The following is an 18,517-nucleotide window of genomic DNA, read 5'->3' as shown; positions in this document are numbered from 1 at the left end:
TGAACGATATAAACATATCTTTATATCTGCTAGGAGATGCTGCGCATGCTGACGCGCCCGGCAATTCATCTCGACCATATGGTCGATACTTTGAAGGCGGTGGCCGAGACGAGCCGGCTGCGCATTCTCGTGCTGCTTGCGCAGGGCGACCTGACGGTGACGGACCTGACCGAGATTCTGAGCCAGTCGCAGCCGCGTGTTTCGCGCCATCTCAAGCTTCTTCTCGAAGCCGATCTGATCGCGCGCTATCAGGAAGGGTCGTGGGCCTATTTCCGGCTTTCGGATGCTGATGCGGCGCGGGAATTCGTGGATGGTGTCGTGGCGCGGCTCGACCGGGCCGATCCGGTGATCGACCGGGATTTCGAGCGGCTGGCGGCCATCAAGCACCGCCGCGAGGAACGGGCCGCGGAATATTTCTCCCTCAACGCAGCAAGCTGGGATGAAATCCGCTCACTGCATGTGCCGGACAAGGCCGTGGAGGAAGGGCTTCGCAAGCTTGTCGGCGACAGACCGTTTCAGTCCATGGTGGACCTGGGCACGGGCACGGGGCGGCTTCTGGAGATTTTCGCACCGCTCTACCAGCGCGCCATAGGTATCGATCTTTCGCGGGAAATGCTCGCGGTGGCGCGGGCCAATCTCGACCGTTCAGGGGTTACCCATGCGCAGGTGCGCCTCGGTGACATCACCGCTCCGCCCGTGGAGCGCGACGCGCATGATCTGGTGACCATTCATCAGGTGCTGCATTATCTTGACCGGCCGGGCGTCGCGATCCGTGAGGCTGCGCGGCTGTTGCGGCCGGGTGGGCGGCTGGCGGTTGTCGATTTCGCGCCGCATGAACTGGAATTCCTGCGTGAGGAGCATGCCCATATGCGCCTTGGCATTGCCGACAGCCAGATTGGGGAATGGCTGGAGGAGGCGGAACTCGATCTTGAAAATACCCTTGAATTCGCGCCTCAGGGCGATGCCGGGAAGGGCCTTACGGTCAAGCTCTGGCTCGCTCGTGATCGGCGCATATTGCTGGCCGGGGCCGATCTTGCGGCAGACACCCAGCCAAATACCCAGAAGGAGACGGCTTGATGCCGCAATCGCGTTTTTCCCGCCAACCGGATACGGCTGGCAAGCTCCGGGTTTCGTTCGAGTTCTTCCCGCCGAAGACTGATGCGATGGAGGCAAGGCTCTGGGAAACCGTGACGCGGCTTGCGCCGCTCTCACCGGCCTTCGTTTCAGTGACCTATGGCGCAGGCGGTTCCACACGCGAGCGCACTGCGCGCACGGTGAAGCGCATTCTCGATGAAACCGCGCTGACACCTGTGGCGCACATGACCTGTGTCGATGCGACGCGAGAGGAAGTGGATCAGGTGATCGCTGAATTTGTGGACATGGGCGTTTCCCGCTTCGTGGCGCTGCGCGGCGACCCCAGCGCGGGGCTGGGCGAGGCCTATCAACCTTATCCGGGCGGTTATGCCAATGGCGCGGAGCTGGTTGGCGCCATGCGCCGGCAGGGGGATTTCGATATCTCCGTTTCGGCCTATCCGGAAAAGCACCCGGAGAGCCCGGATTTCGCGACCGATATCGATATGCTGAAGCGCAAGGTCGATAATGGCGCAACGCGCGCCATCACTCAGTTCTTCTTCGATAACGACGTGTATGAGCGCTATGTGGAACGCGTGCGCCGTGCGGGCATCTATATCCCGATCGTGCCGGGCATCCTGCCCGTGCATAATTTCACGCAGGTCGCCAATTTTGCGGGGCGTTGCGGGGCGCGGGTGCCGGCGTGGTTTGCCGAGCGTTTCGAGGGGCTCGAGAACGAGCCTGAAATCCACGCGCTCGTCGCCTCTGCTGTCGCGGCGGAACAGGTTCTCGACCTGATTGAGCGCGGTGTCGACGATTTCCATTTCTATACGATGAACAGGGCCGAACTGCCCTATGCGATCTCGCACATGATCGGCCTGCGCCCGCGCGGGGGCGACGCTGTGGCAAACCAGCCGGCGGCGGCTTGAACGAGTTCCCAACGATTAAATGTAAAAAGGGCCGGATTTTCTCCGGCCCTTTTTCGTTCGGATATGGCCCGAACTGTTTTACGATGTAACAAATGGCGCTTGGCTGCCTTGCTCGGTGGCACGGCTGCTGTGGCCTATGGCAGGACGCCCATGATGAGGGCGCCGATGAAAACAAATGCTGCGCAAATCATCACTGCATTGACAGGCCGTGTCAGTCCCATGGCAAAGCCTCCTCTGCTTTAACACTGTGGATTCTATGGCAGGGCGGGGCCGCCGCAAAGCGGATTTTTTGCTGCGCTGCGGCAAGAATGGGAAAAATCTGTCCGCATTTCCGCCGTGCCATTTGAAATTGCTCAGCAATCGGTTCGATTCACATTTGTTAACAAAAGTGGTTCGAGCCATTCGCCAAAGCTTGGCAGATGTGGGTTTGGAACGGTTTCGTTTCAAGATGTTTCAAGCCGTTTCACGCCATTGAGGGGTGTTACGTGGTTGTGAAGATCGGGCATGGCTGCGGCAGGAAGTTTCGCAGTTGCGCAACCGAATTTTGCCTCAGGCATTTTCCAGAAGGGGAGGATCGGCTAGTTTTTGCCCGGATGCCGGGCTTCCCACGCGAATCGGAGATGCTGATGCAAGTGTTCGACACTGCCAAAGACGCAGCCCTGAGCCTTCGCCCCGATGAACCTGTCTATTGCTTCCGGCCGGATGTGCTGAAGGCAGATACGCGTTCCTTCATGAAGCAATTCCCCGGAAAGACAGCTTACGCGGTCAAGACCAATGGCGAGCCACTGGTCCTGAAAACCCTGGCGGAAGCAGGCGTTCAGGCCTTCGACGTTGCCTCACCGGCCGAGTTTGCCGCAGTGCGCGCGGTCGCTCCCGAAGCGGAGATGCTCTACATGCATCCGGTCAAGGCGCAGTCGGATATCCGGCTGGCCCTGGAAGGCTACGGCATCCGGGTCATTGCGGTCGATCATGAGGATGAGGTCACCAAGCTTATCCGGGTCGTGCGCGCACTCGACATCGATCCCGGAGCGTTGACTGTCTTCGTGCGCATTCAGACCAAGGGGCACGCGACCTACGAACTGTCCAAGAAATTCGGGGCCGGACCGGCGCAGGCGGTGGAGCTTTTGCAGCGACTTTCGCGGCACGGCTTTCCCGTCGGCATCTGCTTCCATGTCGGTTCGCAGATACAGGACCCCGACACCTATGAAAGGGCGCTCGCATCTGCGGACTGGGTGCGCAACCGAGCCGGACTGCCGCTTGCCGGGCTCGATGTGGGCGGCGGCTTCCCGGCTGAATACGGCCACGATCCCAACCGAAAGAAGCCGGAAATGCCAAGCCTCGATGAGATCATGGCACGGCTTCGGCAGGACATTTCGGAATGGGGCTTTGAGGAGACGCCTCTGGTGGCCGAGCCTGGCAGGGTGATCGTCGCCCGCGCCTTCTCGCTCGTGGTGCGGGTGCTTCTGCGCAAGGGGCGCAGGCTCTATATCAATGACGGCATCTGGGCGTCCCTGTCGGATTCATGGACCGGCAAGATCACACTGCCTGCCCGTTTCATCCCGGATCCGGCAATCCGCAGCCGCAATGGCGATCCGGACAAGCTGGTGCCGTTTCGCGTCTGCGGAGCGACCTGCGATTCCGTCGATATCCTGTCGCGGCCCTTCTGGCTGCCGGAAACGGTGGATACGGGCGACTGGATCGAAATCGGCCATATTGGCGCCTATTCAATGGCGCTCAGAACACGTTTCAACGGGTTTTATCCGGACCTTTTCGTGGAGGTGAAAACTCCATTCGATGCCGGTGAGGCCCCGGACGGCTTTGCCAGTCTGGAGACGATGGCGGACTGAATATCCGGAGCGCCGCGCAACTTTTTGGGTGCGCGATGAATGCTGCTCTATCATTTTCCGGCATTTCTGCGGACGTCAGGCGATCCCACCTGATTGCAAAATGCTCCAGAAAGGAAACCCAAGTTTGGAAGCAGAAGCCCACGCCGTTCCTCTGACCGAGATGGCGTTCGTCATCCTCGTCGCTATTGCGCTCGGTCTTGGGCTGATGCGGCTCAAGCAACCGCCACTGGTCGGTTTCATTCTTGCCGGTGTTGTTCTGGGCCCCACCGGTTTCGGGCTCATCAGCAACTCGGAAACGGTTTCTGCGCTGGCGGAAATGGGCGTCCTCATGCTGCTGTTCTTCATCGGGATGGAACTGTCTCTGAGGGCTTTCATCCTGAGCCTCAAACCCGCCGTGCTCGTTGCCGCCGGACAGCTTGCCGTGGCGCTCGCCATTGGTTTTGCCATAGCCTATGCGGGTGGAGCGCGCCTGTCGGAGGGGCTGATCTTCGGCTTTATCATCGGCTTGTCGAGCACGGTGGTGGCCATGAAGATGCTCGACGAAATGGACGAGCTGCGCGGCGATGCGGGCAGGATCGCTATCGCTGTGCTGATCGCCCAGGACATCGCAGTGGTGCCTATGCTCATCATCGTTTCGTCGCTCGGCGGGCAAGGAGCCGGAATCGTGTCGGTAGCCGCCAAGGTAGCGCTGGCGGTGGGCTTTCTCGGCTGGCTCCTGTGGTGGCTCGGCCGGCGCGGCAAGCTGCGTGCACCCTTTGCTGCCGGCATCGGCAACAATGTGGAAATTCTCGCCCTCGGCGCTATGGGCGTGTGTTTCGGCGCGGCGGCGTTTTCGGGTTTTCTGGGGCTTTCGCCCGCCTATGGTGCGTTCGTGGCGGGGATTGTCGTGGGCAACTCCACCCTGCGGTCACGGGTTATCCCCGTGATCGAGCCAATCCAGAGCGTGCTGGTGGTTGTTTTCTTCCTGTCCATCGGTCTTCTGTTTGATCTCTCCTATATCTGGAACAATCTCTGGATGGTGCTGGGTGTCGCGCTGCTGGTGATCGCGGCGAAAACACTTCTCAACGTGTTCCTCCTGCGCCTGACGGGGCATGACCGGGAAACGGCGCTGATCGGCGGCCTTTCCATGGCCCAGATTGGCGAATTTTCCTTCGTGCTTGCCGCAGCCGGCCTGTCCGCCGGCGCCCTTGCGCCCGACAGCTACCGTCTTGCAATCGCGGTGACCGCTATTTCGCTCCTCTTCTCTCCCGCCTGGATGTCGGTCATGCGGCGTATCGAGGAAGTGGCGGCAAAGGGGTTTTCTTCCTATCGCCAGGCGCTCTCGGAAGCGTATGCGGACGAGCTTGAGAATGTCGGCATGGGCATTTCGTGGCTACGCGCGCGCCAGCGCGCGGCTCAATTGACCCTGACCCGCTGGCGCGCCAGACGCGCGGTGGAAAGGGCGCAGCGCGCTCTGCGGAAAAAGGAGGCGCAGAGCGCTTCGCGGGAAAAGGAAGAGAAAGCCGCGCAGAAAGAACCACCGGCGTCCGAGGGCGGGTCGCCGGAGGCATAGAGGACAGTAAAAAGGCCGGGCGTTTCCGTCCGGCCCCTTGAACTTTCCGAAAGATCAGAGATTTGAGAAAAGGGTCGGCGTTGGCCATCCATCGGCCGGCAGGCCCAGTCGCAATTGCTCCTGCCGAACCGCTTCGCGGGTTCCCGCACCCAATATGCCGTCGACGCCGCCCACATCATGGCCACGGTCGGCAAGCTTCTGCTGGAGCTGTTTCATCACTTCGGGTGCGAGCCCCTGGTCGGGATTGCGCACGTTGAAGCGCGGTTCGCCGGCAAGGCGTGCGGCCAGATGCGCGGCCGTCAGCGTGTAGACCAGCGACTGGTTCCATTCCAGATAGATATCGTAATTGTCGAAAGCGAGGAAGGCAGGGCCCTTATAGCCCATGGGAAGCACCAGGCCGGCCTGAACCGCATCCGTCTCCAGCGGGCTGCCGTCCCGACGGGTGACGCCCATCGCGGCCCATTCGGAACGCGGCAACTTGTTCACGCGGCCGGTCTTTTCCCACGCCATGTGGTCGGGGATGCGCACTTCCTCAAGCCAGGGCTGGCCGGGTTTCCAACCCAGCGACTGGAGGTTCTTCGCCGCGGTCAAAATCGCGTCCGGTGCACTGCCCTTGAGATCGACCTTGCCGTCTCCATCGCCATCCACACCCTTTGTGTAATAGTCGGATGGCAGCATCTGCATCTGGCCGATCTCGCCGGCCCATGCTCCCGTCACGCCGGCAGGCACCCAGCCCTGATCGATCAGATGGAGAAGCGAAATGAGCTGCGGTCGGAAAATCTCCGGGCGCCGGCAGTCATGGGCAAGGGTGGCCAGGGCGTTCAGGGTCGAGAAGTCGCCCTGCACAGCGCCGAAATCGGTCTCCAGCGCCCAGAAGGAGGCGATAACCGGGCCGGGAACGCCGAACTCGTTCTGCGCGCGGGCAAAGGTGTCGGCATATTTCCTCAGGTTCGCCGCGCCGTTCTTCAGGCGGTAATCATTGATCATCCGGCCGGAGAATTCGGCGAAGGTCTGGTTGAACACGCCCTGCGCGCGGTCTCGCTGCAGCACCTTCTGGTCGACCTGGGCCTGGTTGAGCGCAGAAAGACCGCGTTCGCCTATGCCGTCGGCTGCGGCCTGCGCACGCACGCCATCGCGCCAGGTGCCGAAATCGCCGCCGCATTGTTGCGCCATGGCGGAGGTTGAAAAACCAAGCACAAGGGCGAGGCCGAGCGCGGAGAAACTTGCGTGCATTGGGAAGCTCCTGAAAATTCGACCGCTCAGCTTGCGTGGGCTTTCAGCCAGTTGCGCCAGGCGGAGCTACTGCCGTTGAAGACGTTTATATCTGCGTTGCCCTCTATGCCGGGAATGACCCCGGTGCCGGTATATTGCCAGAACACCCAAGGATGTTTCGAATATTTGTCATCAGGATGACCGGCAACGGAACGTAACCAGAAGGGGTAGCCGCGGAACTGGCTGAGGCCGTTGTCGTCGAAGAAATCGATGGAGGTATAGATGATCGGCCGTTTGCCATAGTGCCGTTCGATCGCTTGCAGGAAGACGCGCATTTCGGCGCGCACCGTTTCGGCGGGGGGGCGCAGCCTGCATGTGGGCGAATGCGCATTCCATTCCATGTCCAGAACCGGCGGCAGGGATGATTTGTCGCGCGGCACGTTGCGGATGAACCATTGCGCCTGCTCGATGGCCGGGCGGCAGAAATAATAGAAGTGATAGGCGCCGCGCGGAATGCCGGCGGTCTTGGCCTGATGCCAGTTGCGGGAGAAATAATCGTCGACCCGGTCGCCGCCCTCCGTCGCCTTGATGAAGGCGAAGGAGATGCCGTTGCGCGCCACCTTATGCCAATCCACCTCCGCCTGATATTTGGCGACATCGGTGCCATGGACGGAATAATGCCAGGGCGCGCCGCCTTCCCATTCGTGGGGATCCGTATCGGCAAAGCGCATCTTGCCCGTGGCTGCCGGACGAACAGGCTTGGCGACATCGGAAAAATCGTAATCGGTGGTCGAACAACCGACAAGAAGGGCGGTTAGACCGGCAAGCAGGAAACGGCGCAGAATCAACGGCAGCCTCTCAACAGCGAATCGACGGAAACGAAATCATTACAAGAAATAGGCCAAGATTGGCTGGCCGTCACCTCGCGATGGCTGGAGGGCCGTGCGTTCTTTCGGGTGCATGAAGGGTTTTCTATTTTTTGTCTTTCCGCATTCGTGCGGATGTCAGGCGGGGCCGCCTGACTGCAAGATGCTTCAAAGCTGGGAGGAGCAAGGGAATGCGCAGGGTCTTCGGGGTCACAAGATGGGTGCTTTCCGGCTTGCTGTTTGCCGCGGTCGCTGCGACCTTGTGGCTTTACCTTGCCCCTCCAGCCCTGATCCAGCTTGGCTCGAACTATGCCGCGAAGATCATATGTTCAAACGTGTTCATGGCTGGGCGTGATGCCGAAACCGTGTTGCGCAACGATGTGCAGGCGCCAGGCCATCCGCTTCTCAAGTTGATGCGTGTTTCCGTCGACCCGCAAGAGGCCACCGTGCGAACGGGCCTCTTCGGACTGTTTGGGGGCGGACTTGCCGTTTATCGCGGAGGAACGGGGTGTGTCGCGGTACCCGACGGCGATATTGCCGCCGCTGAAGGACTGGATTTCACACCGCCCGAGCCTGAGCCGCGCAGTGCTTCCCTTTGGCCCGAGGGCAGGGAGACGGATGCGGCAGACTATCCGCAAATCGCGGCGCTGCTTGACGATGAGCGCCTCGCAGGGCCAGGCATGCGCGCGATGATTGTCGTGCAGCATGGCCGCATCATTGGCGAGCGCTATGGACCGGATACGATAAGCGCGGATCAACCGCTGATTGGTTGGTCCATGACGAAGACCGTGACATCGGCCCTCGTTGGAACGGTGATCGGGGCGGGGAGGCTTTCGATCGATGACGATCACCTTCTTCCCGAATGGAGCGGCGATGAGCGTGCCGGGATCAAGGTCGCAGACCTGCTCGGCATGCAGAGCGGGCTCATTTTCAACGAGGACTATGGCGATGTGACCGATGTCACGCGCATGCTCTATCTGGAAAACGACATGCCTGCCTTCGTAGCTGATAAGCCGCTTGCCGGACCTCCCGGCACGATATTCAATTATTCGAGCGGCACGAGCGTGCTTCTCTCGCGGGTCTGGCAGAACGCGCTCGACAATGACGAGGAGGCTCTGGCCTGGCCCTATAAAGCACTGTTCCGGAAGATTGGCATGGACAGTGCCGCTTTCGAAACGGATCCGCGCGGCACCTATGTCGGATCTTCCAACCTCTATGCGGCGGCGCGCGACTGGGCGAAATTCGGCCAGCTCCTCCTGCAGGACGGTGTGTGGAAAGGCGAGCAGGTTCTGCCTGCGGGGTGGGTGGATTACATGCGCAGGCCGACAAAGGCGTCAGGGGGTGAATATGGGCGTCAGGTCTGGCTGCACGGGCCTCGCGCGAACACTCCGAAAGGGGTGCCGGAGGACCGTGGATTCGACCTGCCGAAGGACGCGTTCTGGATGCTTGGTCATGACGGCCAGACGATCACGATCATTCCCTCCCTCGACATGGTGGTGTTGCGAATGGGACTGACGCCGTCCTGGCTCGGTTACAAGCCGCAGGCGCTTATAGAGGCTTTGTCGAAACTGCCAGAAAATCCCTCATGAGGACCCGTTCTGACCTTCAAACGGGCTTCTGGATGACGGCTTTGATTGCATAACCCCTGAAAAGGGAGTCGAACCGGAGACTTGCGCCCAATTTCTCGCATTCTGATTCAAGGACTTCACGCATTGAATCGCGCGGTGCCACATGGAATGCCGCAAGCCATTGCCGCAAGCCGGTGCGGAACCAGCAGGGAAGGTGTTCCTGGCGGCCGAAATCCACGATGTGCAGCGATCCGCCGGGGCGCAGGGTCGCCAGTGCTGCGGCGATGGTTTCCCGCCAGGGCGGGATCATCGAGAGCGAATAGGAAATAAAGATGCGCTCGAAGCCGGTTTCGCCGAACAGGCGCTCGGCATCGAAGGTGGAAGCATCGGCCTGTGCAAGCGAAGCGCTTACGCCTTCCCGAGCAAGTTGGGTTTGCGCGGTTGCCAGCATCTGGCGGGAGATATCGAGCCCGAACAGGCGCGCATGCGGATAATGCCGTGCGACGAGCGACAGGTTGCGGCCTGTTCCGCAACCGAGCTCAAGCACACTCGCGCCTTGTGGCACGGCAAGCTCCGCAATCATGCGGTCACGGCCCAGAAGATAGTATTTCCGTGTCAGGTCGTAGAAATGCCTTTGCCGGCGATAGACACCGTCCATGAGCTGCGCATGGACACTTTCATCCACTGCGCTCACGACCGCGCGGTTCCCGGTTTCACATAAAGGTGGAAGCCGCCATAGATGGCCGAGCGGTCATTCGCAGTCAGTTCGCGCGAACGCATTTTCTCGTAACGCCACTGGCTGAGCAGGGTATCCGAAACGCGACCGGGCAGCAGCGAGGGCGCGGCGGCGGTGCGGAAGATCACCCGTGCATCCGGGGCTGCAGTGCGGGTGATTTCGCGCCATAGCGTGTTCAGCTGTTCGTCGTTCATCCAGTCCTGCGCGTCCAGAAGAATGAAACGGTCGAGGCTTTCCGAGGGTTTGGCACGCAGCATGTCGACGAGATTGACGTGATGGACCGTCACACGGTCGACCGAAGAACGGATGGTTTCGAAGTTCCGCTTTTCCAGATAGGCGGGAAGGGTGGCTTCGCCGTGAGCCGGATAGTGGCGGGCAAATGCCTGCCAGGCGAAATAGTTTTCCTTGAGGGGAAAGTGGCAGGCAAGTTTTTCAAGCCGGTTGGAAAGCACTTCGGCCATTGTTCCGTCGCCCGCCGACAGAAGCGAATCATATTGTGCCGGGGGAATGCCCAGGCCGAAGAGCGAAGCCTTGCGAGAGGTGATCCAGCGGATCGCGCCACGCTCGAAAAGCGGCTTCAACTGCTCTTCGAAGAAGATGCGCTGTTCACGCAGGGTGCGCGCCTTCATGATGTCGGCGGGATTCACGCCGTAAAGGCGTGCGGCCGTATGGCCCGTGGCGATGAAGAAGCCGAGGAGGCCGCAGCGGTAGAAATTGTGCGAGAAAGCACGGATGCGCCGCCGCCCGAGCAGATCGCGGCCCTCCCAATGCTTGCGGCTGCGGGCATCCAGATGGGGCGCGATAAAGCGCTCATAGGCCTCGCTGTTGGCGCGTTCGTCGGTAGCACCGAAGAAGCGAAGGAGATCGCCGTGGGAAGGAAGCGTTCTGAAAGCGGTGAGCTTCAGCCGGTTCAGCGCCACGTGCGCGGCGTTCAGGTCAACGGCATCGATGCTTTTCGGCTGGCGGGTGAGATAGGCAAGAACGTTGCAGCCGCCCGACGCGATGGTGGCGATGCGGTGGCTCTCGTCGAGTTCCATCGCGGCCATGTCCACATCGGGATCTTCCCATATCTGCGGATAGACGAGGCCTGAAAACAGGAGAGCGAAGAGCCGTTCGGAAAACCCGGCCCGTGAAGCCGCGCGGTTCTGATAGACGGCCTTGCCGAGATGACGGCGGGTGGAAAGGCCGGAGCCTGCCGAAAGATCTGTCATGGGTCTCTTCCCTCAATCTTTCCCTGAGGGGCTACTGCGCTTCCATGACAGGCGCGTGAAGACTTGGTGACGGAATGTGATGGGGATGTTGATGGCGGCTTCCTTCTCCCCGCGTGGGGGAGAAGGGACCTCGACGTCAGTATATCGCCTCTACCGGAACTGGAGTGGGGGTTCAGGCCTTGCCGAAGCCGCCGGCCGTGGGCGTGGTGAGGATCACGGCTTCACCGGCCCCGACAACGGTCTGATCGCAGCCCTTGAGACGTTCCACAGTCCCGTCCTTGCGGCGGACCTCGGTCTTGCCCATTTCGCCATCGCCGCCGTTTTCGACACCGCGCGGGGGCAGTGTGCGATGAGACGAAAGGATCGCACATTCCATGGTTTCCAGGAAGCGGATGGTGCGCCTTGTGCCGTCGCCGGCCGACCATTTGCCCTTGCCGCCGGACCCCTTGCGGATATGGAAATCCTCAAGAAGCACGGGGAAGCGCAGTTCCAGAATTTCCGGATCGGTAAGCCGCGAATTGGTCATGTGGACATGAACGCCGGAGGCGCCGTTGAAGCCGCGACCGTCGTTCATCCGCCCGGCGGGAGAGCCGGAGCAGATCGTCTCGTAATATTGATATTCGGCATTGCCAAAGGTCAGGTTGTTCATGGTGCCCTGGCTGTTGGCGATGGCCTTCATGGCACCGAACAGCGCGTTGGTGACGTGCTGGGAGGTTTCCACATTGCCGGCCACAACCGCGGCGGGATAGGCGGGTCGCAGCATGCAGCCTTCCGGGATGATGATGTTGATGGGCCGCAGGCAGCCGGCATTCATCGGGATCGAACCCTCCACCATCACGCGGAAAGCATAGAGAACGGCGGCCCGGGTCACTGGCTCGGGGGCGTTGAAATTGTTCTTCTCCACCATCGAGGTGCCGGTAAAATCCACCGTCGCCTCGCGCTTGTCGCGGTCGATGCTGATCCTGACCCGGATCACCTGGCCGGTGTCGGTCGGATATTCGTATTGGGAGGCGTCCGGAAGGCGCTCCAGGACCCGGCGCACGGCTTCTGCGGCGTTGTCCTGGACATGCCCCATATAGGCCTCGACGACCTCCAGACCGAACTGGTCGATCATTTTGCGCAGTTCCGCCACACCCTTCTCGTTGGCGGCGATCTGTGCCTTCAGGTCGGCGATGTTCTGGTGCGGATTGCGCGCCGGATAAGGATGGTCGGTGAGGAGGGTATGTAGTTCCTTCTCCCGGAACCGCCCACCCTCGACCAGATGGAAATTGTCGAAGAGCACGCCTTCCTCGTCCACCGTGGTGGCGAGCGGCGTCATGGAACCGGGGGCGGTGCCGCCGACATCCGCATGATGGCCGCGCGAGGCGGTATAGAACAGGATGTTTTCGCCGGCATCGTCGAAGACGGGTGTCACGACGGTGATGTCTGGCAGATGGGTGCCGCCATTATAGGGGGCGTTCAGGGCGAACACGTCGCCGGGGCGGATCCTGCCTTCGTTCAGCCTGATGATGGTTTCCACCGAGCGGTCCATGGAGCCCAGATGCACCGGCATGTGCGGCGCGTTGGCGACCAGCGCGCCGTTTCGGTCGAAGACGGCGCAGGAAAAGTCGAGCCTTTCCTTGATGTTGACCGAATAGGCCGTGTTCTGGAGCGTGACGCCCATCTGCTCGGCAATCGACATGAAGAGGTTGTTGAAGACCTCCAGCATCACCGGGTCGGCCTCGGTGCCGAGGGCGGCCATGCGCGCCTTCTTTTCGACGCGGCGCATGAGCACATGGTCGAGCTCGGTGATCTCGGCCTGCCAGCCCGGCTCCACGACGATGGTCTGGTTTGCCTCGATGATGAGGGCAGGGCCGGACACTTTTGCGCCATGGGAGAGCTCGGCGCGGCGGAAAACGCCCGCCTCGTGCCAGGTGCCGTCGCAGAAAACGCGGCGCGTTTCGCGTGCTTCAGGGCGCGAATCCTTGATAGCGTTTCTTTTCTCCTGAGGCTTGCCGTCACTGGCATCGAGCCCTTCGACGCTGACGGCTTCGACGACCATCGGCTTGTTGTCGTAGACGAAACCAAACTGGGCCTTGTGGGCTGCCTCGAAGGCTATTCTGGCCGTATCGAGCGAAGCGTCGTCGAAGGCGACGGGCAGGGTGGTGTCGGTGCCGTCATAGCGGATTTCAAGCTTGGTTCGCCAGGCGATGCGTTCGCCAAGGATGCCCTGATCGGCGAGTTCGGCGCGGACATCCTCGCGCAGCGTTGCCGCAAGCGCCTCGATGGCGCCGAGCGATCTTTCCTCGAAGGGCTTCAGAAGCGCCTGCTGGCGTGAGGCGAAAACGGTCGCAAGGCCGATGCCATAGGCCGAGAGGAGGCCGGACATGGGGTGGATGAGCACGGCTTCCATGCCCAGCGCATCGGCGACGAGACAGGCGTGCTGTCCGCCGGCACCGCCGAAGCAGTTGAGAAGATATCCGGTCACGTCGTAGCCGCGCTGCACCGAAATCTTCTTCACCGCGTTCGCCATGTTCTCCACTGCGATCGTGATGAAGCCTTCGGCCACAGCCTCGGGTGGGCGGCCATCGCCGAGCTTGCCGGCAAGTTCCGTGAAGCGGACGCGCACGGCGTCGACATCGAGTGGCTGGTCCTGATCGGGGCCGAAAATGGCAGGGAAGAAATCGGGCTGCAGCTTGCCCAGCATGACATTCGCGTCGGTGACGGCGAGCGGGCCGCCACGGCGATAGCAGGCGGGGCCGGGGTTTGCGCCCGCCGAATCCGGGCCGACCTTCAGGCGGTTGTCCTCATAATGCAGGATCGAACCGCCGCCGGCGGCGACCGTGTGGATGCGCATCATCGGCGCGCGGATGCGCACGCCGGCGACTTCCGTGTCGAATGCGCGCTCATATTCGCCATCATAATGGGTGACATCGGTCGAGGTGCCACCCATGTCGAAGCCGATCACCTTGTCGAAACCGGCAAGGCGAGCAGTTTCCACCATGCCGACAACGCCGCCGGCAGGACCGGACAGGATGGCGTCCTTGCCCTGGAACTTGTCGGCGGCGGTGAGGCCGCCCGACGACATCATGAATTTCAGGCTTGGACCCTGATCGCCTTCCGTGACGCCCAGTTCCGTGGCCACGCGGTTTACATAGCGGGCGAGGATCGGAGAGAGATAGGCATCCACGACGGTGGTGTCGCCCCGCCCGACGAGCTTGATCAGCGGCGAGGTCTCGTGGCTGACGGAAACCTGAGAGAAACCGGAATCGCGGCAAAGACTTGCTGCCGCTTTCTCATGTTCGGGATATTTCCACGAATGCATGAAGACAATGGCGATCGCGTCGATCCCATCCGCACGGGCGGCGGCGATCTCGCCCTTCACGACGTCCAGATCAAGCGCAGTTTCGACTGTGCCATCCACACGCAGGCGCTCCGGCACCTCGATGACGCGCTCATAAAGCTGCTCGGGAAGAATGATTTCCTTGGCGAAGATGTCGGGGCGGGCCTGATAGGCGATGCGCAACGCGTCACGGAAGCCTTTCGTGATCAGGAGAGCGACGCGGTCGCCCTTGCGCTCAAGAAGTGCGTTGGTGGCAACCGTGGTGCCCATCTTGACGTCGCCGATGCGCGCTGACGGCATCGGCGCGCCGGGGGCGACGCCCAGATGGTCGCGAATGCCCTGAATGCCGGCGTCTGCGTAGGCCTCGGGGTTTTCCGAAAGCAGCTTGCGTGCATGCAGCCCGCCCTCCGGATCCTTGCCTATGACGTCGGTGAACGTGCCGCCGCGGTCGATCCAGAAATCCCATTTCCCTGCTGTCATGGCGTGTTCCTTCGCACTAAACTCCATGACAGGAGAAACACGTCATGGACAAAACGTCAATAAATTGTTGACATATTATATGTGTGTGACAGTCTGGCATTTCGCTACGCAATGGAGTGGCGCAGCAAACAAATGGGAGCAGCAAAATGAAATATCTTGCGAAATCCGCAGTCCTCGCAGCCGCCATCGGTTTTTCGTCCGCCTTGACGGGGGGAGCCTGGGCGGAGACCAAGTGGGATATGCCGGTGCCCTATGGCGATACGAATTTCCATACCCAGAACATTGCCCAGTTCGCAGACGATGTGAAGGCTGCGACGAATGGCGAACTCGTCATCACGGTCCATTCCAACGGTTCGCTCTTCAAGCATCCCGACATCAAGAACGCCGTGCGTCAGGGACTTGCGCAGATCGGCGAAATCCTCGGTTCACGCCTTTCCAACGAAGACCCGATCTACGAGGCCGATTCCATTCCCTTCCTGGCCACGAGCTATGATGACGCCAAGAAGCTTTACGCCGCTTCCAAGGATGCGCTTGCCAAGAAGCTCGACGGGCAGGGCCTGCAGCTTCTGTTCTCCGTTCCGTGGCCGCCGCAGGGCATCTACACGAAAAAGGAAATCAGCAAGGTCGAGGACCTGAAGGGGCTCAAGATGCGCGCCTACAATGCGGCGACCGAGCGTCTTGCGCAGCTTGCGGGTTCGCTGCCCACACAGGTCGAAGTGCCGGATCTGCCGACCGCTTTTGCCACGGGGCGTGTGGAGGCCATGGTGACCTCGCCGTCGACTGGCGCGAATTCGAAGGTGTGGGATTTTCTCTCCCATTATTCCGATGCCCAGGCCTGGCTGCCGCGTAATATGGTGTTCGTCAACAAGGCCGCCTTCCAGGCTCTGCCCGAGGACCAGCAGAAGGCCGTGCTCGAAGCCGCAGCCACTGCCGAGACGCGCGGCTGGGAAGCTTCCGTCAAGGAGACGGAAGAAAAGACCCAGGAATTGAAGGACAACGGCATCACCGTGACCACGCCGACGCCCGAGCTTAAGGAAGGCCTTGCCAAAATCGGTGCGACCATGGCTGAGGAATGGGCTGCGAAGGCCGGCGATGAGGGCAAGGCTGTCCTCGACGCCTACAAGAACTGACCGCTTTGACCCGGGGCCGGGCGGAACCAACCGTCCGGCTCTCTCTGCCTGCCGAAAGCGGGCTGCATTCGTCGAAGCGGGAGTTCATGACGATGCGAAAATTACTCGACGGCCTCTATGGTATTGCCGAATGGCTTGCCATGGCTGCGCTTTGCGCCATCGGACTTCTGGTATTCGCCCAGGTTCTGGGGCGTGTGCTGGACACGATCCTTAAATTGATGGGCATGCCCCCTTATGGGTTTCTGGTACCTTCTCTTGCTGAAATCGCCGGCTTTCTTCTTGTCGGCGCGTCCTTTCTGGCGCTGGCCGGATCGCTGCGCGGCGGCGTTCAGATCCGCGTGACACTGGCGATCGGTGCAATGCCCGAGAAGATGAGGCGGGTCGCGGAAATCGCGGTGCTGTGCGTGGCGGCGGCTCTTGCCTCGTTCTTCTTCTATTATGCAGCTAAACTTGCCATCGACAGCCATCGTTTCAATGAACTTTCCTACGGGATCATCCCGATCCCGCTATGGATTCCGCAGGCTGTGATGGCGGGAGGTATCGGTGTCTTCGCGATTGCCCTCCTCGACGACCTCGTGACGCTGCTGCGCGGGGGGCAGGCATCCTACGCCAGCTCCGAGGTGCAGGCGGCGGAGGAGATTTGATGGATCTGGCTTCGATTTCTCTGACGCTTGGCGTCGTTCTTCTGGCGCTTCTGGCTTCCGGGCTCTGGGTTGCGCTGGCGCTGATGGTCGCCGGTCTCCTTGCCATTTTCCTGATGGTTTCGGTGCCGCCGGGAGCCGTGATGGCGACGACGGTCTGGGGTTCCATCAATTCCTGGGACCTGGCGGCTCTTCCCATGTTCATCTGGATGGGGGAAATCCTATTCCGCACGCGTCTTGCCGAGGACATGTTCGCCGGCCTTGCACCCTGGATGCGGCGTCTGCCGGGCAGGCTCCTGCATGTGAACATCCTTGGCTGCGCCATCTTCGCTGCGGTGTCCGGATCGTCTGCCGCCACTACGGCTACCATCGGGCGCATGTCCTTGCCCGAACTCAGAAAGCGCGGTTACGACGAACGGATGGCCATCGGCTCGCTGGCGGGGTCCGGCACGCTGGGACTCCTTATTCCGCCCTCGATCATCCTGATTGTCTATGGCGCGGCGACAGAGCAATCCATTGCCCGGCTCTTCATTGCCGGGGTTGTTCCGGGGATGATGCTGGCCGCGCTTTTCATGGGATACACGGCGATCTGGGCCCTCATCAACCGCGACCGCATGCCTGAACCCGATCCGCGCGTACCGATCCTGGAACGCATCTGGCAGACGAGGCGGCTCTTTCCCATTCTTGGCCTGATCGCCGGTGTGATCGGCTCGATCTATGGTGGGTTTGCCTCTCCCACCGAGGCCGCCGTGGTGGGAGTTGCGCTCTCGCTCGCCCTTTCCTGGCTGACGGGAACGCTTTCGCGGGAAACTTTTCTCGAAGCGCTGCGCAATGCCTCGCGGACTTCGTGCATGATCGTGCTCATTCTTGCGGGCGCTTCCGTGCTGACCGTGGCGATGGGCTATACGGGCATTCCGCGAGCGCTTGCTCAATTCATCGCGGAGCAGGGGTTTTCGCCTTTCGCTCTGCTTGCCGCGCTCACGCTCTTCTTCGTGGTACTCGGCTGCTTTCTCGACGGGATCTCCATCGTCGTTCTGACTGCGTCGGTCATCCTGCCGATGATCGAGGCGGCCGGGCTCGACATCATCTGGTTTGGCATCTATCTGGTGCTGGTGGTCGAAATGAGCCAGATAACGCCGCCGGTCGGCTTCAACCTGTTCGTGCTGCAAGGGCTCACGGGGCATAACATTTTGAAAGTGGCCGCGATGACCTTGCCGTTCTTCCTGATGATGATCGTTGCGGTGGTGCTGATCGTGCTCTTTCCGCAGCTGGCGCTGTGGCTGCCGCAGACAATGCTTGCGAGGTAATGATGACGAACGGGGAAGGAAAGAAGATCGGCCCTGTCGTTTCCGCAGCCCATCTGGCTGCGGGCGCCATGCCGGCACTTTCCGAAATCGAGTTCGCCATGACGGTGATGAACCATTCCTTCGAGCGCTGGATGGTTCGTTGCATGGGGGCGGCCGGCGTGCCCGGCCTGCAACCCACGGCCGTCCAGATCCTTCACGCCGTCAATCATCGAGGGCGCGAGAAGACGCTTGCCGAGCTTTGCATGATGTTCAACATCGAGGACGTGCATGTGGCTTCCTATGCCATCAAGAAGCTTGCCGCACTCGGCCTCGTGAAGACCGGGCGCCGAGGCAAGGAAAAGACCGTCAAGGCGACGGCTGACGGCATGGCTGCGTGCGAACGCTACCATGAGGTGCGCGAGGCGCTTCTCGTGGCAAGCGCCAAGCGTCTCAAGCTCGACGAGGAAGCTCTTTCGGGGATTGCTGCCGTCATGCATGCGCTTTCGGGGCAATATGATCAGGCGGCGCGCAGCGCGACCAGTCTCTGATTTTCAAGAGGCGAAGACTGTTCGTTCCACGATTATTACGTGTGGTCATCGAACGTTACGAAACCGCTTTCCATTCCGCGCATTGAAGGGCTGTACGGCGCGCGATGCCGCGCCTCAG

14 protein-coding genes are annotated in these 18,517 nt (G+C 61.1%); 9 read left to right on the top strand and 5 right to left on the bottom strand.

Annotated elements, in window-relative coordinates:
• Positions 1 to 45: 45 nt before the first annotated feature.
• From NA8A_RS05345 to NA8A_RS05325, 4 genes are all read left to right on the top strand, one after another.
• Entirely contained in the window at positions 46 to 1,077 is a 1,032-nt protein-coding gene (locus tag NA8A_RS05345) for an ArsR/SmtB family transcription factor (protein WP_009449615.1), read from the top strand.
• Positions 1,077 to 2,000: a methylenetetrahydrofolate reductase [NAD(P)H] gene (gene metF, locus NA8A_RS05340; RefSeq protein WP_009449614.1), complete on the top strand. Its 924-nt coding sequence runs from the start codon at positions 1,077 to 1,079 to the stop codon at positions 1,998 to 2,000. The genes NA8A_RS05345 and metF overlap by 1 nt, the downstream gene beginning before the upstream one ends.
• A gap of 626 nt (positions 2,001 to 2,626) precedes the next feature.
• The gene (locus NA8A_RS05330) at positions 2,627 to 3,847 is read left to right on the top strand and encodes an alanine racemase (RefSeq protein ID WP_009449613.1); all 1,221 of its coding nucleotides are present in this window, start codon (positions 2,627 to 2,629) and stop codon (positions 3,845 to 3,847) included.
• Positions 3,848 to 3,971: 124 nt separating this feature from the next.
• Positions 3,972 to 5,399 (top strand): cation:proton antiporter, encoded by a 1,428-nt coding sequence (locus NA8A_RS05325; protein WP_009449612.1) that lies wholly within the window; start codon positions 3,972 to 3,974, stop codon positions 5,397 to 5,399.
• 54 nt (positions 5,400 to 5,453) lie between these two features.
• On the opposite strand, the gene NA8A_RS05320 is transcribed toward NA8A_RS05325, so the two are convergent.
• Both NA8A_RS05320 and NA8A_RS05315 read right to left on the bottom strand, forming a co-directional pair.
• Complete coding sequence (locus NA8A_RS05320) at positions 5,454 to 6,632, bottom strand: lytic murein transglycosylase (RefSeq protein ID WP_009449611.1); 1,179 nt, start codon at positions 6,630 to 6,632, stop codon at positions 5,454 to 5,456.
• A gap of 26 nt (positions 6,633 to 6,658) precedes the next feature.
• Positions 6,659 to 7,453, bottom strand: a complete 795-nt coding sequence (locus NA8A_RS05315) for a glycoside hydrolase family 25 protein (RefSeq protein ID WP_040671924.1) — start codon at positions 7,451 to 7,453, stop codon at positions 6,659 to 6,661.
• 215 nt (positions 7,454 to 7,668) lie between these two features.
• Between NA8A_RS05315 and NA8A_RS05310 the strand changes: the two genes are divergently transcribed.
• A complete protein-coding gene (locus NA8A_RS05310; RefSeq protein ID WP_009449608.1) occupies positions 7,669 to 9,066 on the top strand; it encodes a serine hydrolase domain-containing protein in 1,398 nt (465 codons plus the stop codon).
• 16 nt (positions 9,067 to 9,082) lie between these two features.
• On the opposite strand, the gene NA8A_RS05305 is transcribed toward NA8A_RS05310, so the two are convergent.
• The 3 genes from NA8A_RS05305 to NA8A_RS05295 all read right to left on the bottom strand — a co-directional run bounded on the left by NA8A_RS05305 (position 9,083) and on the right by NA8A_RS05295 (position 14,794).
• Positions 9,083 to 9,703 (bottom strand): class I SAM-dependent methyltransferase, encoded by a 621-nt coding sequence (locus tag NA8A_RS05305; RefSeq protein ID WP_051017961.1) that lies wholly within the window; start codon positions 9,701 to 9,703, stop codon positions 9,083 to 9,085.
• Positions 9,704 to 9,735: 32 nt separating this feature from the next.
• The gene (locus tag NA8A_RS05300) at positions 9,736 to 10,992 is read right to left on the bottom strand and encodes a BtaA family protein (protein WP_009449606.1); all 1,257 of its coding nucleotides are present in this window, start codon (positions 10,990 to 10,992) and stop codon (positions 9,736 to 9,738) included.
• A gap of 172 nt (positions 10,993 to 11,164) precedes the next feature.
• On the bottom strand, positions 11,165 to 14,794 hold the full coding sequence (locus tag NA8A_RS05295) for a hydantoinase B/oxoprolinase family protein (RefSeq protein ID WP_009449605.1): 3,630 nt from the start codon (positions 14,792 to 14,794) through the stop codon (positions 11,165 to 11,167).
• 146 nt (positions 14,795 to 14,940) lie between these two features.
• Between NA8A_RS05295 and NA8A_RS05290 the strand changes: the two genes are divergently transcribed.
• The 4 genes from NA8A_RS05290 (at position 14,941) to NA8A_RS05275 (ending at position 18,399) form a co-directional block, all read left to right on the top strand.
• On the top strand, positions 14,941 to 15,924 hold the full coding sequence (locus NA8A_RS05290; protein ID WP_009449604.1) for a TRAP transporter substrate-binding protein: 984 nt from the start codon (positions 14,941 to 14,943) through the stop codon (positions 15,922 to 15,924).
• A 92-nt stretch (positions 15,925 to 16,016) separates the two neighbouring features.
• Positions 16,017 to 16,568 (top strand): TRAP transporter small permease, encoded by a 552-nt coding sequence (locus NA8A_RS05285; protein WP_040671921.1) that lies wholly within the window; start codon positions 16,017 to 16,019, stop codon positions 16,566 to 16,568.
• On the top strand, positions 16,568 to 17,872 hold the full coding sequence (locus tag NA8A_RS05280) for a TRAP transporter large permease (protein ID WP_009449602.1): 1,305 nt from the start codon (positions 16,568 to 16,570) through the stop codon (positions 17,870 to 17,872). Before NA8A_RS05285 ends, NA8A_RS05280 begins: the two co-directional genes overlap by 1 nt.
• Positions 17,872 to 18,399, top strand: coding sequence for a winged helix DNA-binding protein (locus NA8A_RS05275; RefSeq protein ID WP_009449600.1), 528 nt, complete (start codon positions 17,872 to 17,874; stop codon positions 18,397 to 18,399). The genes NA8A_RS05280 and NA8A_RS05275 overlap by 1 nt, the downstream gene beginning before the upstream one ends.
• Positions 18,400 to 18,517: the final 118 nt, after the last annotated feature.

Origin of the sequence: Nitratireductor indicus C115, from assembly GCF_000300515.1 — a bacterium.
Classification (GTDB): Bacteria; Pseudomonadota; Alphaproteobacteria; order Rhizobiales; family Rhizobiaceae; genus Nitratireductor; species Nitratireductor indicus.
This window is presented reverse-complemented; position numbering and strand designations above follow the sequence as displayed.